The sequence below is a fragment of the Shewanella sp. GJ50-10 genome (genome assembly GCF_055808815.1).
This window is the reverse complement of sequence record NZ_JBVVSS010000001.1, coordinates 612734-629500: the sequence shown is the minus strand read 5'-3', so window position 1 is coordinate 629500 and position 16767 is coordinate 612734. Positions and strand designations below refer to the sequence as shown.

The following is a 16767-nucleotide window of genomic DNA, read 5'->3' as shown; positions in this document are numbered from 1 at the left end:
AAGCAAACGCCTAAAAACGACAAAAAATTTGTTTTAATTATTTTTAACGACAAGGATACTGAAACAAGATGCAACATATTTCAATGTTAGAGATCAATAAGTTGCCAGTCGCTTTGAAAGGAGATATTTACAACCAAGCTTAAGTTTCTGATTTTAATAGACTTAGTGTTTAAATGTTATTTTCACTCTCCAAAACTAGTTCTGAAAACTAAAACACATCCTCATAACAGATAAATATACCAGCCAAGAAACTTTCAACAGTTAATTTATCTAGCTCGTTGAGTGATATTTCCGCTTGATACCAGTCATGACTATTCGAGTAACATATATGGCTAAATCAATTTAATCTAGACGTTACAGCATCGCCCAATAAGCACAACTGAGCCGTAACAATGTTCAGCGTTACCGTTACATCCAGGTTCGCTAACCACATTATTATCTAGCTTGAATAGCCCTTTAAATCAGCATTTGAAAATAAGCCTAACAATTAAAGCCAATAAAAAAGCAGTTGAGTTAACTCAACTGCTTTTTAGTTTAATGCCAAGTTAATCAACTATAGCTAACTCAAACTTATTTTAAGCTAACCACAGCTCCACATCGTGGATCATAAAGTTACCGCTATAAACTGGATCTGGCTCACCAATAGGTTCTAATTCAAAGTAAGCTTTATGCTCATCGGGCAGGCCTTCATAGCCACCAATCACTTGATACAGCCAGTTTTCAGCAGCCCAATCCAGTTGATTAGCTTGCAAGTATTCCAATGCCGATTGACGCACGCCAGAATCGATAACCTCACAGAAATACTGATCCACCGCTAATTTGAGCGGATTGTCTGGTATATCAAAGTCCTCAACCTCGCTCATAGTCATTTCAACATTATGCTCACGCACTTTTGCTGGCAGCAGATCACGGCTAATGGCTTTTATTTTCGATACCGTATCCAGTAAAATCAGCTCATGTTCACTGTTACTCACATCAACACTAGCTGGTTTGATTATGGCTTCAGCGCAATTGAACAGGTTAGGCACATACTTATGAGCAACATGATTCTCAGGCTGATAGTCAGGATGCAAATCCGTGTGCAGTAAGAAGCCTTTTAGCAATCTCGTTCTGCCTTGAATTTGTCTGAAGCGACCCAGTAATTCAAGTAACCTGCCCTGTACGGCACTGATCTCTTGAGTACATTGACTCAAGGTTTCTTGCAAACTGGTCACAAGTAATCGTCTGAGTTCGCGTATATCGCCAGCAATTTCACTTAGTTCACTAAACTGGAACATTTCCAGTCCATTTAATAATTCAGAAACTTGGCTTTGCGCTAACTCATTTTCGCGAATTTTAGCGCTAATACTGCCTACATAGCCAAATTCATTATTTATCCGGCTCCACAACACCCTTATGGAATAACGTAGGCTGTCGGTAAAGCTATAAACATGCTCACTTAAATCAGCCAAGTAAGCTTCAGCTGCGCCGTAATCAATATTATGACGCGCTTCTTTATAATGATCGGCTAAGGTTTTAATGGTGCTAAACGCCGAACCAACATTGGCATCAATTTGACGATTACGCTCATCACTCAAAGCCTCTTCAAGTAAGGCTCGAACAGAACGTTTTAGGCGCAGCTCTTCATCGGGTTCGGGTCGCCATAAGATGCCACTCTTCTTAAGTTTCTCAATCACTGCAGCATCATGAGTCATCTCATTTACCGATCCTGCTAGATAGGCATCCATAACCACATCAGCATGACGGCTAAGCTGTTTGAGCAGCTTAACCCCGGCTTGATGTAAATTATTACTCATACTAAGTCCCTTTGAGTGGCCGTTTCCGCTTGCGCTTCTAGGCTTAAGCCTTCGGTTTCATCGATAAAGCGAATCACTTCATATAAGTAATCAAGCTTACCAGTGGCAATATAAATTTGTTTTTCGCTGTTCGGTTTAACTAAGTAACCTAATTCAACCAAACGCTTAAAGACCAGCTTAATCTGATTATCGACATTGCTACTGGTTGAGCCAAATAAGCGATATTGACTGAGTTTGGCCAATTGTTCCATAAAGGCTGGCGTATCTTCTATTCGAGCTTGCAACTCAGTTAAGCGAATGGGTGCGCCTTCACTTAATGGTGCATCTTGGCCACTGCTTTCTTGTACCAGCACTAGCCATTCCACTAATGGAATTAAAGCCGAACAAATGTCTTTAAATTGGCTCGAAATAACCTTCTTTTCTTGCTCGCCTAACTGCTGGTATCCGCAAAAGAATACATCGCCTTCGGCAGCTGACGAAATCGTACGATTAATTTGATTAAGGTATTGCTCAACTTTCTCAAATGTTTGACTGTTCTTAAGTGCGCGCCAACCATCTTCATTAGTCGTGCGGCAAATAAACTCACCTCGAAGTAACTGCTCGATAAGCATGCCTGTTCCCACTAATGTGGTTTCTGAAGAGAAGGCAGTTTGGTTTGATTCAGACATTAGATTGCCTCCTTATTAGCGCGTTGACTTAAGCGTTCAGCCAAAGGGTTACTTTTAGGTTTTACCACTTGGAGTTTACGGGTTTGCTTATTGATGATGTAGCGGTTAGCAAACAGGTTAAGCACTTCAGATTCAGGGTTCGGGAATGCCCCTAATACACTGATATTGTTATTCACACAGGCATCAAAAATCTTCTTCACATTAGTGTGATGCAAGGTGCCTAACTCATCAATTGGCCAATGGATAGTCACATCAGCTTTACCACGTAATAAACGGGTAAATGCCAATAAGAACTTACACAAAATTAAGTAAGCCATACCGTGACTTGATGACTCATTAAGCTGTCTATCGGTGCGGATAATCAAATCACTATTGCCTTCTTTTAGGCGCAGCTCAATTTCCAGTAACTTAGCAATGCCACCAGATAATGCTGAGCGGCCAATAATATCTAGGGCGCGGCGCATACTTGAGGTGTAATGCTCATCAGGTAATTGGCTGAATCCATCAGCTTTCCACTGTTTGAAGGCTTTTACAAACACTTCAAGTTCAGGCCAGAACTCAAGCTCGCTTATCCGCGAACGAATTCTGACTGCAGACTCAGAAACACCATCGAGGAATAACTCTTCACCAACTTCACGGGTAATACGCGCGCTTTGTGAAGCAATACGGCGATCAATATCTGCTAATACGTCATAGTAGGCAGTCAAATCGATACCGAAAATACGTCCTTGCTCGCGAATCGCCATTAACGATTGCGGCACCATGACATTCAGCAGTTGCTCAAGTTGCGGCACTAGCTTGCGGTAATCTAATAAGCGGATGCCTTTGTCATTAGTAAAGCTAGACTCATCACGAGCTCGCTCCCAAAACTCAGCTAAGCTTGAACCTGACTTACTAGCGATAACGGAATCAAAGTGTTCAACATACTGCTTTACTGAGCCCAGTAAATAATCTCGTTGCAACAGTAACTCTTCACCTTGGCGTAAACGCTCGCCAATACTACCGTCTGCTTCATCTTTGCTTTTAGGTAATTTAAGCTCAGCCAGTTTACGCATTACAGCACGTAATTTTGTGAGATTTTCAGAGGCATCAACTTGGGCCGCATCTGAGGCTTTTTTCATTGTCTCAAGTTGCTGTTTTCGCTGCTTAACATCGGCTGTTTTATTCGCTAGTTGTTGCTCTAATTCAAGCGCAGCTTGCTTAACCTTTGATAAGTCAGTTTGCAGCTTAGGCTTAGTAACAAGCCAAGCATTTTGATACCAATGGTCGTAACGTAGTACATCACTACGACGTTTTTCTGCATTACTGATTTGAATTTCTAACTCACGAATTTTGCCTTTAAGCGCAACAATCGCCGCTTCATCAACACCACGGGATTTGAGCTCATTTTTATACCAAGTATCACACGCTTTTTGCTCTTGCTTGGCATTGCTACGACGGGTATCAATGTTGGCTTTTAATTGACCTAATTGATTATCCAGTGACCCCACCACATCTTGCCAATAAGCATTCTTTTCCATTCGCGCTTCAAGGGCTTGGTCTTTTTGCTCACTAAGCCATTCAAGATGATGGTTGTGTTGTTGCTTTAACTCATTTTCAAGTTGAACTAGGCGCTTACCCGCATGGGCTTTTCTATCTGCTAGTGCTTGGTTTATTTGATTTTGCGTACTGCGCTTTTCATCAAATAAACGGCGTACATCTTCACGGCTATTTTTATAAGCTGTACGAGCGAAAGTCAGCTCTTTATTGAGATTATCTAGCTCATCATTAATCGCAACCAGTTGATCTTCGTGCTCAGCTTTTAACTCTTCAGCTTGGGCTAACGCTTCTTCCGCTTTAGTTAGGCGTAATCGTAAGTCCTGCTCCGATGCGGCGTAATCAGGAACATCAATCGCTTTTAAATCAAGACCGATACCAAATAAAGCTTCATCACTATTGCCTGCAACATTCGGGTGTAAGTCAGTGCGGTGGAGTAATTCTGGCGCAATCACCTTACCGAAACTTTGTTCCCAGCCTGGAGACTCTTTACGAAGGAACTCTAGCAACGTATGAGATTGCGGGAATAAAATACCTTTTACATCATCTACGTCACTCAAGCGCTCGTTAACGCGTACACTGGCAATGCGCAGCGCTTCACTAACTTGGTCACGTTTGGCACGGAGTTTACGTTCATCAATTGATAAACGATCGACTTTTTGATTACAGATCTCTTGTTCTTCATCTGCGCGGCTAATGCGCTCATCAAAAATCGCTAATGTGGTTTTCTCTTCCTCGGTGTAAGTGACACCATCAACTTGATGGCTGAGCTCACCGCGAGTTAATTTAAGCTTATACTCTTGCTCAGCAAATGCCGCTTTACCTGCATCGGTTTTCTCACGCCACAGATTTTCTAACTTAGCTAAATCATCTGCTGATGCTTCACGCTGCGCATCTCTGTTTTCCCGCAGCTCATCTTGCTCTTCGTGGAGTGATTCAAGCTCTCGGTGCAACTGTTCAGCAATTTTACTTCGGCGAGTGCTGTAAGCGGCTTCAATATCCTGATGTTTCTCAGTTTGCAGTTTGTGGCGTTCGGTTAAATTCTCTAAGTCACTACGCCAGTTATCTAGGCTATCTAAATCAGCTTTGGCTTGTTCGATATTTGAATTTAAAAAGCCTTCATATTGATCTTCAATAGCATCTAAATCAGCTTCAAATTTACGTGTATCACCTTGAGCAAACGATAGCTCTTGGCTAATTTCATCACGGGCTTCTTTCCACTCTTCATCTAACATGCGCAGCTGTAAGCTGGCGTCTTTAGACTCGTTTTGACTTAACTCTTGTCTTTCAGCCTCAAAGGTTTCATCTGCACGATAACCTTTAGCTAAACTGCCTAAGCGAAGTTCAGCACTGAGTAATTGATTAAACTCTTGCTCAAGCTTTTCAAATTCCGGACGAATTTGTTCAAAACCTTGCACTAACTGGCTTTCTCGGATCCAACTCTCAACTCGTTGAGGGTTTAATCGAGAAGTCGGTGGATTAACACCATCTTCTTCTAAAATCGCCGCCACCATCGACTTAACGGTTTCCATTTTTCCTTCTTTGGAATGCACCGCTTTTGCGAGTTTTTCAATATGACGTAATGAGTATTCACTATCACATAATGAGAATTGGTGACCATAAGTGCGCAGCTCGCCTTTATTACCACCTGTTGTGAGTAAGCTGCGATCATGCTGAATAATGGCGCGATACTCACGAGTATTTAATAAATTGGTGTGAGTGACTTGGGCGCGTTTCATTTCACGGCCGAGTTCTGCCATGGTATGACAAATGATCGTGTCGCCATTACGAGTTTTGACATAATCATCAAGCTCAAAACCTTTAGCAATAAAGCGGTAATTTACCCCTTTGCCATCACCAGCAGACGCCATAACTGCTTGATATAATTTACCATCACTCTTTTTATATTCGTAAATGATGTAACTTGAATCATGGGGAAGATACCAACGCTCAAAACTGTCACGTGTTGACGGTACAACTCGACTTGGGTACTCGCCATAAAAGACAGGAACAAGACGCTGCAGTGTCGTCTTACCCGAGGCATTGGTACCACAAATATTGGTGTGTCCATCGAGTTGCAGTTCAACGACACCCGGAAGATGGGTATTAATTAACACGATTCTTATCAAGCTTGGCATTGGGATCCTTTTACGCACTGTCTGCGAAAGCCAAAACGGTAATACACGTTTTTGGTATGAGCTATTTTCTTATGGCTTTTTATTGATTATTTTTAGTTACGGGTAATAAGTTAAATCAAAGCGATGAATGAAGCAATTTCACTGTTTATATAGTTTGAGATAATACGCTAACACAGTGAAAAGTAGCGCTTAACAAAGCAGCAGTTGATAAAGCTAACGGGAAGTTTTTTCAATTATTTGTTAAACATTTTAGAAACTAATATCGATGCAAACTCAATTATTGTTTTAATTGAAAGCAGCTATTGTTTGAATTAAAAACAGCAATAAAAAAACCACCCTAAGGTGGTTTTATAAAAGCCCTAATGGCTTTTAGCTAGAGCTAACTAACTTTTGAATTGCACCAGCTTTAACTTGAGCCGATTTTAGCTTGAACTGACTTACAGCTTGAATTGCGAAGTCGCATTTTGTAGTTCATCAGAAAAATCGAGTAGACCATCAGATACATCTTGCACTTCTGCCAAAATATCTAAGGTTTGTACAAACGATGCATTCATTTCTACTACGTTATTACTCACCTGCGCAGCTACCGCTGACTGCTGCTCAGTCGCCGCAGCTATGTGGGTGTTCATAGTATTAATATTAACGATTCGCTCTTGAATCGACTTAAGCACATCCCCTGTTTCACGGGCATGTTTTTCATTATCGGACGCTTTACCAATTGCCACATCCATGGTGCTAACCGAAGACTCAGCCGCCACTTTTAAACGCGATAACACTTCTCTAATTTCTTTAGTGGCATCAGCCGTTTTTGAAGCAAGCGCTCTCACTTCATCAGCAACAACCGCAAAACCACGTCCTTGCTCACCTGCTCGCGCCGCTTCAATCGCAGCATTTAAAGCAAGCAAGTTAGTTTGCTCAGCAATGGAGGTAATGACATTCAAAATAGAATTGACGCTTTCGGTATCTTTGGCAAGTTCATTAATCGATTCAGACGCCACTTCGATTTCGGCATTCAATTCTTGTGAAATATTGATTGTACTTGCCACTACAGCTAAACCGTTGGTGGCTTCTTGCTCAGCGCTATCTGCAGCTTCTGCAGCTTGTTGGGCGCTTTGGGAAATTTCATTAACTGATAAACCCATTTCTTCCATTGAATGCTGCACAGCTTTAGCGTCCAAACTTTGTTTTTCAGTTGCTTGGGTGGCAATACCCATGCGCTCTTTTAATGATTCAGCGCTTTGTAATAACGGCGCAGTCACACTCACCACTTGCTGAATAGCATCGGCTAGCAAACGTAAAAAACGATTAAAGTTGGTAGATACTTGGCCTAGTTCGTCTCGACCTGCTACATCTAGTTGATGACGTAAGTCGCCCTTACCATCTGCTAGCTCACCCAATGAATTAGCAAGGTTACCCGCTGAGCTACTTAATGACTTAGCAATGGAAATTGTCGCAATGGCCATTATTAATAATAAAACTAAGCCAATTGATAATGTCAGCACTAAACTGCTTTCCGAGCGGCTTACTGACTCTTGGATGGTATTGTTAAACTCGGCTACTTTATCAGTTTTATAACGTTGAACGCCATCAATCAGCTTGTCATACACTTTGGTTTTATTGGTAATGATTTCACTCACTTTGCTCATATCAAGGGTGTTATCAATCATGCCATGGGCCAGATCGTAAGTGATATCGTTGTATTGGCTTAACTCACGGTTTAGGGTTGATAAGTTTCCTGCTTGCTCGCTATCAATTCCCGATAAGCTATTGAGGTTTTTCTTTAATGATTCGAATGTTTTATTGGCATTATCAATTAAGTCTTCGTCTGCAAACGATACCGCTTGCGTATAAAGTTCATCAAGGCGCTGCACAAAAATCACATTTTGATTTGCTAGTTCAACACGCTGAGAAACCTTGTCTTGCATAAACGTCATCGTATCGTTGTTTTTATTAATTGATACGATACTGATGGTTAAGTTAACCGCAAAAATGATCACTGATAATACGAATATCAGCCCGATTTTCTTAAAAATAGACATATTGCTGAACCAATTCATTTATTGCCCCCAAAAGCATTCGAAAAAGGAAATCTAGACCTTTAATACACGTATATTTTTAAACAGCTGCGACTTTAAGCAAAATTAGGATGATGTGTTGTGCTGTTTGTTCAGAGAAACGCGTAAATCCTTTTAATCAGGCATGAACCTAAATACGTTACAAATTGTATATCGGCTATAAAACATAGAACTAAAGTGCGAAAGCAATATTATTTCTGCTATTTGCTTTAACCTCATAAAGTTTATCATCAGCTTGTTTCACTAATTGCTCGACTGTCATTCCTTTGCGCCATTGCGCGACACCTTGTGATACGGTAACAAACTCACTAGCGGCTGAGTCCGGGTGTCTAAATCCTAATTTGTTTAACTTGATTTTTACCTTATGCGCCACATCTACCGCACCGGTAACATCAGTTTCAGGCAGCAAAACAATAAACTCTTCACCACCATAACGGGCACATACATCTCTCGGCCTTTTTATCTGATTTTTTAGTAACTTAGCCAGTTCCACTAAGCACTCATCACCTCGTTGATGCCCTAAGTAATCGTTAAGTTTTTTAAAGTAATCTATGTCCATGAGAATAATCGACATGGGTTGACCTGTTCGCTCTGAATGTTGGATCTCTTTTTTCAGCATCATATCGAAGTGACGTCGATTACTTAGCTTGGTCAGCCCGTCAGTTAACGCGAGTTGATTGAGCTCTTCAAATAATCTTTGATTTTCCACATCTTTAAAAACGGCTTTACGGAACCACTTTTCCATCACTTGTTGACCAGAGATAACCACACCTGCAAAACAAAGCATTTTTACAATAGGGAAAAATAACTCTTCTGAGTAAAATATCCTCAAAGTAGCCATATAACTTGCCATAACAAAAACAGATAGTAATAAAATACCGCGTTTTGGAAATAAGGCCACAGACAGTGAAAAAATTAATAAATGAAGTATCGCTTCAACTCGAACTTGAGCCGAAATCCCCTGCACAACCAGCATATTACACACAGTCACCCAGCATAGGACTAAGGCTAAAATGTATCTGTAGTAGCGATTGAAGTTTTCAACATCAGGTTTTTCTGCGTGTAAGAAGTTATGTACTGAACCATAAAAAGAGACACCAACTAAAGGCAAAATACTGAGCGTAGTGAACATCAAATCTTGATTAGGGTTATTGTATAGTTTGGCGAAAAATGTCACTAATCCTAAAACAAAACTCAATATGCTTATCCAACGACACCCTTTGGCAAGGTATTGCTGAGTTTCGATATGTAATTGGTGTTCAAATGTTGGAGTTGGCTTGAGCATTTAGCGCTTTAGTTGAATTGTTATCTATTGATTATAACGATTATTTAACGAATTGTGACATGAGAAATGAGTTTAATTTGCTCAGTGCAAAGCCGCTTTGAATTAAGACGCCTGATTTACCTGAGTCAATTTTAAAAGTGAAAACAAAAAAGCAGCTAACCTAGGCTTTTATATTTGTAGAATATACATGCCGAATATCCGTACTAAATATATAGGTTAACTGCTAGATGATTTGAGGTTCCCCCTCAAATCAACTTGTCTAAGTGGTTGTCTAAGTGGCTGTCTAGGTGGCTCTTAAATTTAAGCTGCAACAACCTGCGCAGAAGTAGTTTCAGTCACTTGCTCAGTCACTTGCTCAGTTTCACTATGACGAATTAAGTAATCAAATGCACCTAGTGAAGCTGTTGCGCCGCTCCCCATCGCAATAATGATTTGCTTATAAGCTGAATTAGTCACATCGCCTGCAGCAAATACACCAGGAATAGACGTTTGCCCTTTTCCATCGACAATAATTTCGCCGCGATTGGTTAGCTCAACGGTATCAGTTAACCATTCAGTGTTAGGCACTAATCCAATTTGTACAAAAATACCTGCTAACTCAACGTCGTGTGATTCATTGGTGCTTCGGTCAGTGTACTTAAGTCCAGTAACCCGCTTGCCATCACCAACAACTTCAGTGGTCATTGCTTGAGTAATAATATCAATATTGCCCATTGAATTTGCTTTACGTTGTAGCACTTCATCTGCACGTAATGTGGTATCAAATTCAAGTACCGTTACATGCTCTACAATGTTTGCTAAATCGATAGCTGCTTCGATGCCTGAATTACCGCCACCAATGACAGCAACTCGCTTTCCTTTAAATAAAGGGCCATCGCAATGTGGGCAATAAGCCACGCCGCTGCCACGATATTCTTGCTCACCAGGGACGTTCATTTCACGCCAGCGAGCACCTGTTGCGAGTAATACTGTTTTACTTGATAACTTAGCGCCGCTTTCAAGTTCTAACTCAAATAAACCGCCGTCTTTTAATGACAAGGCACGTTGGTTATCCATGATATCGACATCATAATCTTTAACGTGGGCTTCTAAATTGGCCACAAGTTTTGGACCTTCAGTTTTTGATACTGAAATAAAGTTTTCAATGCCGACAGTTTCAGCGACTTGGCCACCAAATTTATCAGCAACAATACCAGTTCTAAGCCCTTTGCGTGCTGCATAAATTGCTGCAGAAGCGCCCGCTGGGCCGCCGCCTACTACAAGCACATCAAAAGCTTCTTTGTTGTTAATCTGCTCGGCTTTTCTGGCTACTGCATTAACATCGAGCTTATTTAAAATTTCAACAACACTGATTGCGCCAACAGAGAACGGTTCGCCATTCATGTAAACGCTAGGGACTGACATGATATTACGGTCATTCACTTCATCTTGAAATAACGCACCGTCAATCATCACATTAGTAATATTTGGGTTAATCGCTGCCATCATATTTAATGCCTGTACCACTTCAGGACAGGTTTGGCAGCTCAATGAAACATAGGTTTCGAAATGAAACTCACCCGGCAGTGACTTAATTTGCTCGATGACTTCGTCAGCTAATTTAATCGGGTGACCACCGGAATGCAGCAAAGCTAAAACTAGAGAAGTGAATTCATGCCCCATAGGTAAACCAGCAAAGGTAATATTGGTTCCATTTTGCGGGTTTTGTATGGCCATTGACGGTGTTCTAGCCGATGACAGCTGCTTTAAGCTCACTAATGTTGAGAGGCCTTCAACATCTTTAGCAAGCGATAATAATTCTTGAGATTTAGGGCTATCGTCTGCTGACACGACAAGTTCAACTGGGTACTTGAGGTTCTGCAGATAAGTGTTCAGTTGGTTTTTAATATTCGTATCTAACATACGTGTGCTCCTAGAATAATAAATGAATTGAGCAAAAAAATATCAACCTTAGAGAGTCAAACCGGTGATGAATCCAGCTTGAGTCATGGGACGTCTAAGGTTGATTGGAGATGATTTGAAACAGTGTGGGTAAATCTATTGTGATAAAAGCTCACTCACGATGATGAGATGAGTGAGCCCAATTTCAATAGTTTAGATTTTACCGACTAGGTCAATTGATGGAGCAAGAGTTTCTTCACCTGGCTGCCATGCTGCTGGACATACTTCGCCGTCATGAGTTGCAACATACTGTGCAGCTTGAATTTTACGTACTAGCTCAGATGCGCTACGGCCAATACCTAGGTCATGTACTTCAGCAACTTTAACTTCGCCTTCTGGGTTCATTACAAATGTACCGCGAAGTGCTAGACCGTCTTCTTCAATCATCACACCGAAGTTGCGAGTGATTGCGCCGGTTGGGTCACCAATCATTGGGTAAGTAATTTTACCGATAGTGTCAGAACTTGCATGCCATGCTTTATGAGTGAAGTGAGTGTCAGTTGATACTGAGTAAACTTCTACGCCCATTTCTTGTAACTTAGCGTAATGGTCAGCCATGTCGCCTAATTCAGTAGGACAAACAAAAGTGAAATCAGCTGGGTAAAAGAATACCACTGACCATTTGCCTAAAAGGTCTTGCTCAGTCACTGGAACAAACTCGCCGTTGTGAAATGCAGTTGCTGAAAATGGCTTGATTGTTGAGTTGATAATTGATTGAGTCATTGTGTTACTCCGATATATTTAATTAAGTGTTTAGCTGTATCCGTTTGATGGAATAGATAATAGCGGTAACTTAAAATTAAATATAACGGGTAAAAACTATCAGCTTAATCGGTTTTTCAGAATGAAAGCACGCTGTTAATCTCAGGTTATCGGATTTTCCGATAACCTGAGATTTCAAATCAATTCTGCCATTGCGTAAAGCGGGTTAACGATCTTGCCACAGGATAGTCTAACTGTTGTGATAATAACTGCAGCTGCTGCTTATTGGTCGCTGCGCTAAATGAATGTGGTTGCTTACTGGCATAAATAACCCAATTGCCACCGCCGGTTAATGTTGCATATACACTGGCAAATTGTTGCGACAATATTTGCTTTAACACTTCACTCTTACTGTGCTCTTTCCAGCAATTAAGCACTAAAAAGCCATCCGCTTTTAAGCCTTTATGACAATTTTCGATAAACTCATTGGTGAGCTGCTTTTCATCAACACCTTGTTCGATATACATATCAGCGAAAATAATATCTACTCTTTTGTGCTCAGTTTCAGCTAAAAAACTGCCGCCATCTTGATGAACAAGATTTAGCTTTTTACCAATAGGCAACTGAAAAAATCGTTTGGCAATTTGGATGACATGCTCGCGAAGCTCAACTGCGGTCAGCTTAATAGCTGCGTCATAGCGACGCAGAGCATGAACTAATCCACCGCCACCTAAACCTAAAATAATCGCACTCTTGGGTTTTGAAAATAACAAAACAGCCAACATGGCTTGGATATAAGTATGTTGAGGGATGTGAGGCTGAGCTTTGAGGATTTTACTTTGCTCGTCGTTATCACCAAAAGATAAAATTCTGAAATCGCCATCTTCAAGTACAAAGATCGGGCCGATTTCATCGCTGACATGGTGTAACTGCTGGTAATCTGACATTAAACTGACTCGGTTTTATTCGCTTTCACCCTTATCGCTAACGCTATTCACGCTTGGTTTGCGATTTCAAACAAACAGGTTTGTAACGAATTAGATTGCAAGCTCGACAGTTTACAGGATAAATTCAAACTCACATCATCTTGAGTTCAAAGTTAGCCTAAATAAGCTAAACAACACAGAACAAGCGAGCCATCATGACCACTCAAATTTTCATTTGTGCAATTTGTTTAGCTGTATTTATGTTTATACAACGCCAACTAAAGTACTTTATTAGTCAACAAGCTAAAAAGAAACAAGTTAACGAAGTACGCAGTCGCTTAGTGACTCGATTACTAACTTACTTACTATTTTTTATTACCGCCTCGATTATGGCGGTGTCATTAGGACTTGGGTATCAAGAGGTTTCGCTATTCGTGTCGTCGGCATTTGCCGTTTTGGGCGTGGCATTATTTGCCCAATGGTCGATTTTAAGCAACATTACGGCTGGAGTACTTATCTTCTTCGCTTGCCCTTATCGCATTGGCGATAAGATTAAAATTGTCGATAAAGATGAAGATATGACAGGCATTATTGTGGAAATCAGTTTATTTCATGTGATTATCAAGCGCGATCAGGGCGACGTAATGACTTACCCTAATAACCTAATGTTACAAAAAGCAGTGATTAAAGTGCCGTCGTCAGCTACACCAACCCGCACCTCAAATATATCAGCCAGCACCACTCAAACACCTATGCCTGAGACGATCAAAACAGTGACTCAAGAAACAACTGATACTAATTAACTCACAAGGGAAATGCTATAGAGTTAATAATCTGTGCAGATTACTAACTCTACTCATATTAAGTGTTTACGATTAGCTCAATATTCGTTGGAAAAATGCGACAGCCTGAAGGTACATTTGCAGTGCAAGGGCTGCATCATAACGCTCACCTTCATCGCGCATGAATGCATGCTGAGCATTAACTTCCTGCCAGCTAAAATTAACCTCTTCTTGTTCAAGCTTTTGATAAATCAATTTACGTCCTTCACTGGATACATGAGGGTCTTGCTTGCCAAAAATAATAGCCACTTCGCCAGCAATATCGCCCGTACGGGTTAGTGAGTCATTGTTATCATCACAAGGTAGAGTATTCGAATGAATGTCGGTTGGGTACAGACAAAACGCACCACTGATATCAGGGTTTAGTCCAGCTCGATAAGCCAAATGACCACCAATACATACCCCCATCGCACCCACTTTACTGGTGCAGTAAGCTTGGCTGCGCGCAAACTCAACCATTGCTTCGGTATCACTATCATGATGTTCTAAGGTTTTAGCAAACTTGTCAGCATTACCTTTATCTTTGCCAACATCGTCGTACTCAAGCACTGTGCCTATTGGATTAAGTTCATGAAATACTTCCGGTACTAACACCACAAAACCGTGGCCTGCTAATATCGCGGCGCTTCGAGCTATCGGCGCCGTTTGCTGAAAAATCTCCGAATAAAAAATAATACTCGCAAACTGACCTGGTGCGTCAGGGCGATAAACATAAGTGCGCATCACGCCTGTCGGTGTCGCAATATCATGAACTTCCTTAGTGATTATCATATTCCCTCTTTATGCTTATAGTTTTAGTTGCGGTTTAATTTAGTTCATTGGCAGAATGCTGACCTGAAAGTAAGTCGGTGACGTTTTTCAAGGTTGTTAACGCAATCGCATTTAATGCTTCGTCGGTTAAAAATGCCTGATGTCCGGTGAAAATAACATTGTGACAGGCTGAAAGCCTTCTAAACACATCATCTTGAATTATTTCATTAGACTTATCTTGAAAAAATAGCTCTTTTTCATTTTCATAAACATCCAACCCTAACGCCCCTATTTGGCCAAGTTTTAATGCTTCCATAGCATCTATCGCGTTAAGTAAGCCACCACGACTAGTATTCACCACCATTGCGCCTTTTTTCATTTGATTAAAACTATGGGCGCATAATAAATGATGGTTTTCTGGGGTTTGCGGACAATGCAGACTGATAATGTCGCACTGAGGGTATAACGACTCCAAACTGATATATTCAACACCTAAGCCTTTAACTATATCGCTAGGGTAAGGATCGTAAGCAACTACCTTACAGCCAAAGCCCAGTAAAATTTTGATGGTTGCAATACCAATTTTACCCGTCCCAATTACCCCAACAGTTTTTCCATGCATGTTAAAGCCCACTAGGCCAGTGAGTGCAAAGTTGGCATCGCGAGTACGCTGATAAGCTTTATGAATTTTACGATTTAACGTCAGCATTAATGCAATTGTGTGCTCCGCCACAGATTCAGGTGAGTATGCAGGTACATTTACCACAGTAATCCCAAGGCGTTTTGCCGCCGCTAAATCAACATTGTTAAAGCCTGCACAGCGCATTGCGATGATTTTTGTGCCACCTTTGGCCAGCTCAACCAGCACTTCTTCACACAGTGAATCATTCACAAATGCACACACGACCTCGAAACCCACGGCTAACTTGGCATTTTGCATACAAAGACGGTAGTCAAAGTATTCTATAGTGGCACCAAACTGTTTATTCATCGCATCAAAATGTTGAATATCATAATGTTTGGCACTGAAGAATCCGATTTTCATATTGCAATCCTTAACTCAAAAAGCAGAAGCCCAATAATGTTTCATCTGCGCTTCAATTGATTCATTTCTACCTTTAGCATATCAATAATTTAGATTTTGCTATAGATCGCTATTCATTCGAGATGAATTTGCTAAGCTGATGCTTCATTAAAAGCAACAAATGTGTCCTCCCATGTCTAAAAAGCAATACCAAGAAGTATCCGAGTTTCAATTTTGGCTACAAAGATTAGGCAAAACCAGCTTACGTGCATTGCATATCGTTGGAATTGTTGGCGCTGGCGGCGGTTTATTATTAGGTATCGAACAAAGTCAGTGGCTTAACTATTGGATTTTGGCGATGACCAGTGGGGTCGCTTTATTTGCTTGGGAAGTGATTAGAGACTGGCGCTGGTTAATCCAATTAAAAGGCGTATTAACGATTCTAAAAGTGTTACTGCTTGGCTTATTTATTCCTATGGCCGACTGGAAGCCCGAAATAACAATTTTTATCGTGTTGTTATCAGTAGTCGTGTCGCACGGTCCAGCCGGATTAAGGCATTATTCTGTGGTCCATAGAAAAGTAATACATGGCAAAAAGGAAATTAAAGGTTAATCTAGTGTTATCTTTTGTTATTTTTAAGGTAATAGGATGTTTCCTTATCCAGAGCAATACCGGTTAGCTGCGCCGCCACTAACCACCAGTTTTATGGTGTTTTGGGCGCTGTTTAGTCACAGCATATTTGCTGATGCCAGCCCGTTTGCGCTATACCCATTATTATCTTTGTTTCCATTGGTGCTTATTGCGCATGTGTATTTGATTTGGAATGCCCAAGGAATGTCGCGATTGGATCAAAGCTTTTATGCCTTGGTACATGTGCCATTGGCCTTTGTTGTTTGGACATTTACAATTATGCACGTCAATGGCAATGCATTCTCATAATCAGCTAATCATTAAGCTTTGAGCATCGACATCATATAAGTGCTATCGCTTAAATCCTTTAGCTCTATAAAGTTTCAGGTGCTGATTACAGTTACTAGTTACAGCTGCTAATTACAGAGGCTAATTACAGGAGCTTTAACCATT

At 40.8% G+C, this 16767-nt stretch carries 13 protein-coding genes; 3 read left to right on the top strand and 10 right to left on the bottom strand.

What is annotated here, in order from left to right; all coding sequences use genetic code 11:
- Positions 1–575: 575 nt before the first annotated feature.
- The 8 genes from AC0L4E_RS02515 to AC0L4E_RS02480 form a co-directional block, all read right to left on the bottom strand.
- Entirely contained in the window at positions 576–1796 is a 1221-nt protein-coding gene (locus AC0L4E_RS02515) for a phosphoenolpyruvate carboxylase (protein WP_473677859.1), read from the bottom strand.
- A complete protein-coding gene (locus AC0L4E_RS02510; protein ID WP_473677858.1) occupies positions 1793–2464 on the bottom strand; it encodes a condensin complex protein MksE in 672 nt (223 codons plus the stop codon). The genes AC0L4E_RS02515 and AC0L4E_RS02510 overlap by 4 nt, the downstream gene beginning before the upstream one ends.
- Positions 2464–6138 carry an ATP-binding protein gene (locus AC0L4E_RS02505; RefSeq protein ID WP_473677857.1) on the bottom strand — a complete coding sequence of 1225 codons (3675 nt, stop codon included), beginning with the start codon at positions 6136–6138 and terminating at the stop codon, positions 2464–2466. Before AC0L4E_RS02505 ends, AC0L4E_RS02510 begins: the two co-directional genes overlap by 1 nt.
- 437 nt (positions 6139–6575) lie before the next feature.
- Positions 6576–8195 carry a methyl-accepting chemotaxis protein gene (locus AC0L4E_RS02500; RefSeq protein WP_473677856.1) on the bottom strand — a complete coding sequence of 540 codons (1620 nt, stop codon included), beginning with the start codon at positions 8193–8195 and terminating at the stop codon, positions 6576–6578.
- Between the two features lie 190 nt (positions 8196–8385).
- Entirely contained in the window at positions 8386–9498 is a 1113-nt protein-coding gene (locus AC0L4E_RS02495; RefSeq protein WP_473677855.1) for a GGDEF domain-containing protein, read from the bottom strand.
- A gap of 300 nt (positions 9499–9798) precedes the next feature.
- Positions 9799–11400: an alkyl hydroperoxide reductase subunit F gene (ahpF, locus tag AC0L4E_RS02490; RefSeq protein WP_473677854.1), complete on the bottom strand. Its 1602-nt coding sequence runs from the start codon at positions 11398–11400 to the stop codon at positions 9799–9801.
- A 192-nt stretch (positions 11401–11592) separates the two neighbouring features.
- Positions 11593–12162, bottom strand: a complete 570-nt coding sequence (gene ahpC / locus AC0L4E_RS02485; RefSeq protein WP_473677853.1) for an alkyl hydroperoxide reductase subunit C — start codon at positions 12160–12162, stop codon at positions 11593–11595.
- Positions 12163–12341: 179 nt separating this feature from the next.
- Positions 12342–13088, bottom strand: coding sequence for a spermidine synthase (locus AC0L4E_RS02480; protein WP_473677852.1), 747 nt, complete (start codon positions 13086–13088; stop codon positions 12342–12344).
- Positions 13089–13282: 194 nt separating this feature from the next.
- Between AC0L4E_RS02480 and AC0L4E_RS02475 the strand changes: the two genes are divergently transcribed.
- Positions 13283–13870, top strand: a complete 588-nt coding sequence (locus AC0L4E_RS02475) for a mechanosensitive ion channel domain-containing protein (protein WP_473677851.1) — start codon at positions 13283–13285, stop codon at positions 13868–13870.
- A 72-nt stretch (positions 13871–13942) separates the two neighbouring features.
- On the opposite strand, the gene AC0L4E_RS02470 is transcribed toward AC0L4E_RS02475, so the two are convergent.
- Both AC0L4E_RS02470 and AC0L4E_RS02465 read right to left on the bottom strand, forming a co-directional pair.
- Complete coding sequence (locus AC0L4E_RS02470; protein WP_473677850.1) at positions 13943–14680, bottom strand: dienelactone hydrolase family protein; 738 nt, start codon at positions 14678–14680, stop codon at positions 13943–13945.
- A gap of 34 nt (positions 14681–14714) precedes the next feature.
- Positions 14715–15704 carry a 2-hydroxyacid dehydrogenase gene (locus tag AC0L4E_RS02465; protein WP_473677849.1) on the bottom strand — a complete coding sequence of 330 codons (990 nt, stop codon included), beginning with the start codon at positions 15702–15704 and terminating at the stop codon, positions 14715–14717.
- A 172-nt stretch (positions 15705–15876) separates the two neighbouring features.
- Between AC0L4E_RS02465 and AC0L4E_RS02460 the strand changes: the two genes are divergently transcribed.
- Positions 15877–16296, top strand: coding sequence for a hypothetical protein (locus AC0L4E_RS02460; protein ID WP_473677848.1), 420 nt, complete (start codon positions 15877–15879; stop codon positions 16294–16296).
- A gap of 36 nt (positions 16297–16332) precedes the next feature.
- A complete protein-coding gene (locus tag AC0L4E_RS02455; RefSeq protein ID WP_055022681.1) occupies positions 16333–16623 on the top strand; it encodes a hypothetical protein in 291 nt (96 codons plus the stop codon).
- Positions 16624–16767 lie beyond the last annotated feature (144 nt).